This window comes from Bacteroides sp., assembly GCF_052357945.1.
Classification (GTDB): domain Bacteria; phylum Bacteroidota; class Bacteroidia; order Bacteroidales; family Bacteroidaceae; genus Bacteroides.
In genome coordinates this window covers 1-2278 of sequence record NZ_DAWCXD010000100.1, presented here as the reverse complement: position 1 = coordinate 2278, position 2278 = coordinate 1, and the positions used below count along the sequence as shown (strand labels likewise).

Annotated in this window: 3 protein-coding genes; all 3 read left to right on the top strand. The window is 50.1% G+C overall.

Features of this window, described 5'->3' with window-relative positions:
* The first annotated feature begins 1 nt into the window (after nt 1).
* Nucleotides 2–505, top strand: a complete 504-nt coding sequence (gene atpF / locus ACT8YW_RS16185; protein ID WP_004295759.1) for a F0F1 ATP synthase subunit B — start codon at nt 2–4, stop codon at nt 503–505.
* Nucleotides 506–510: 5 nt separating this feature from the next.
* Nucleotides 511–1071 (top strand): F0F1 ATP synthase subunit delta, encoded by a 561-nt coding sequence (locus ACT8YW_RS16180; protein ID WP_444106127.1) that lies wholly within the window; start codon nt 511–513, stop codon nt 1069–1071.
* Nucleotides 1071–2278, top strand: a 1208-nt coding sequence (atpA, locus tag ACT8YW_RS16175) for a F0F1 ATP synthase subunit alpha (protein WP_444106125.1), incomplete at its 3' end; no start/stop codon positions are given. The genes ACT8YW_RS16180 and atpA, both read left to right, overlap by 1 nt.

Sequence of the window (2278 nt, the reverse complement as noted above, 5' to 3'; positions counted from 1 at the left end):
TATGTCATTACTATTACCTGATAGTGGCCTGCTGTTCTGGATGTTTCTCTCATTCGGGATTGTGTTCGTGATATTGGCGAAATACGGCTTTCCCGTCATCATTAAGATGGTGGAGGGTCGTAAGACCTATATCGACCAGTCTTTGGAGGTGGCGAGAGAGGCTAATGCCCAGTTGTCTAAACTGAAAGAGGAAGGCGACGCTTTGGTGGCTGCCGCCAACAAAGAACAAGGACGCATCTTGAGGGAAGCAATGGAAGAACGTGACAAGATTGTTCACGAGGCCCGTAAACAAGCCGAAATAGCCGCACAAAAGGAACTGGATGCGGTGAAACAACAAATCCAGATAGAGAAAGACGAAGCCATCCGCGACATCCGCCGCCAGGTAGCCGTGCTTTCTGTGGACATCGCCGAGAAAGTGCTCCGCAAGAGTCTTGAGGACAAGGAAGCACAGATGGGCATGATCGACCGTATGCTGGATGAAGTACTAACCCCGAATAAGAACTAAGGAAGATGGAAGTCGGAATACTCTCAATGCGTTATGCAAAAGCCATCATTGAATACGCACAGGAAAAAGGTCTGGAGGACAGGTTATATCAGGAGTTCCTGACGCTGTCGCACAGTTTTTGTGAACAGCCCGGTTTGCGCGAAGCACTTGATAATCCTGTCATCTCATTCAAAGAGAAGCTGGCACTGGTATGCACGGCTGCCGACGGTGACGGGAAATCGACCAGAGAGTTTGTCCGTTTTATCACTTTGGTACTGCGAAACAGGCGTGAAGGCTATCTGCAATTTATCAGCCTGATGTATCTGGATCTTTACCGGAAGTCGAAGCACATCGGAGTGGGCAAGCTGATTACAGCCGTTCCCGTCAACAAGGAAACGGAAAACCGGATTCGTTCCGCTGCAGAGCATATCTTGCACGCCCAGATGGAACTCGAAACGGTGGTAGACCCCTCTATCGGAGGTGGATTTATCTTCGATGTCAACGACTACCGGCTGGATGCAAGCGTTGCCACGCAGTTGAAGCGAGTGAAACAACAATTTATTGATAAGAATAGGAGAATTGTATAATGTCTGAAAATATAAAAGTAAGCGAAGTATCTGATATATTGCGCAAGCAGCTCGAAGGAATCAACGCCAATGTGCAACTTGACGAAATCGGTACGGTGCTCCAGGTGAGCGACGGCGTAGTGCGTATCTATGGATTGCGAAATGCCGAAGCCAATGAATTGCTGGAGTTTGACAATGGTATCAAAGCAATCGTGATGAACCTCGAAGAGGACAACGTGGGTGCTGTGCTGTTGGGTCCGACGGACAAGATCAAAGAGGGATTCGTTGTGAAGCGTACCAAACGTATCGCCTCCATCCGTGTAGGAGAGGGCATGCTGGGACGTGTGATCGACCCGCTGGGCGAACCGCTCGACGGCAAGGGGCTGATTGGCGGTGAACTGTATGATATGCCATTGGAACGGAAAGCTCCGGGGGTAATCTACCGTCAGCCTGTGAACCAACCGTTACAGACGGGATTGAAGGCGGTAGACGCCATGATTCCTATCGGTCGCGGACAGCGTGAGTTGATTATCGGCGACCGCCAGACGGGAAAGACTGCCATCGCTATTGATACGATTATCAACCAGCGCAGTAACTTCCTGGCAGGTGATCCTGTATATTGTATTTATGTGGCTATCGGTCAGAAGGGTTCTACCGTTGCTTCTATCGTTAATACGCTTCGTGAGTACGGAGCACTGGACTACACGATTGTGGTGGCTGCTACGGCTGGTGATCCGGCTGCATTGCAGTATTACGCTCCTTTTGCGGGTGCTGCCATTGGCGAGTATTTCCGTGATACCGGTCGTCATGCATTGGTGGTTTATGATGACCTTTCCAAGCAGGCGGTAGCTTATCGTGAGGTTTCTCTGATTCTTCGCCGTCCGTCAGGTCGTGAGGCTTATCCGGGTGATATCTTCTATCTGCACTCTCGTTTGTTGGAACGTGCTGCCAAGATTATCAGTCAGGAGGAAGTGGCTCGCGAAATGAACGATCTTCCGGAAAGTCTGAAGGGAATTGTCAAAGGCGGTGGTTCGCTCACGGCATTGCCTATCATCGAAACGCAGGCTGGTGACGTATCGGCTTATATCCCGACGAACGTGATTTCTATCACCGACGGACAGATATTCCTCGAAACTGACTTGTTCAACCAGGGTACGCGTCCGGCTATCAACGTGGGTATCTCTGTATCCCGTGTAGGTGGTAACGCGCAGATTAAGGCTATGAAGAA

Bases quoted from the DNA above. Each gene is read 5' to 3' on its own strand.
- atpF (WP_004295759.1), top strand. From the start codon at position 2: ATGTCATTACTATTACCTGATAGTGGCCTGCTGTTCTGGATGTTTCTC.
- ACT8YW_RS16180 (WP_444106127.1), top strand. From the start codon at position 511: ATGGAAGTCGGAATACTCTCAATGCGTTATGCAAAAGCCATCATTGAA.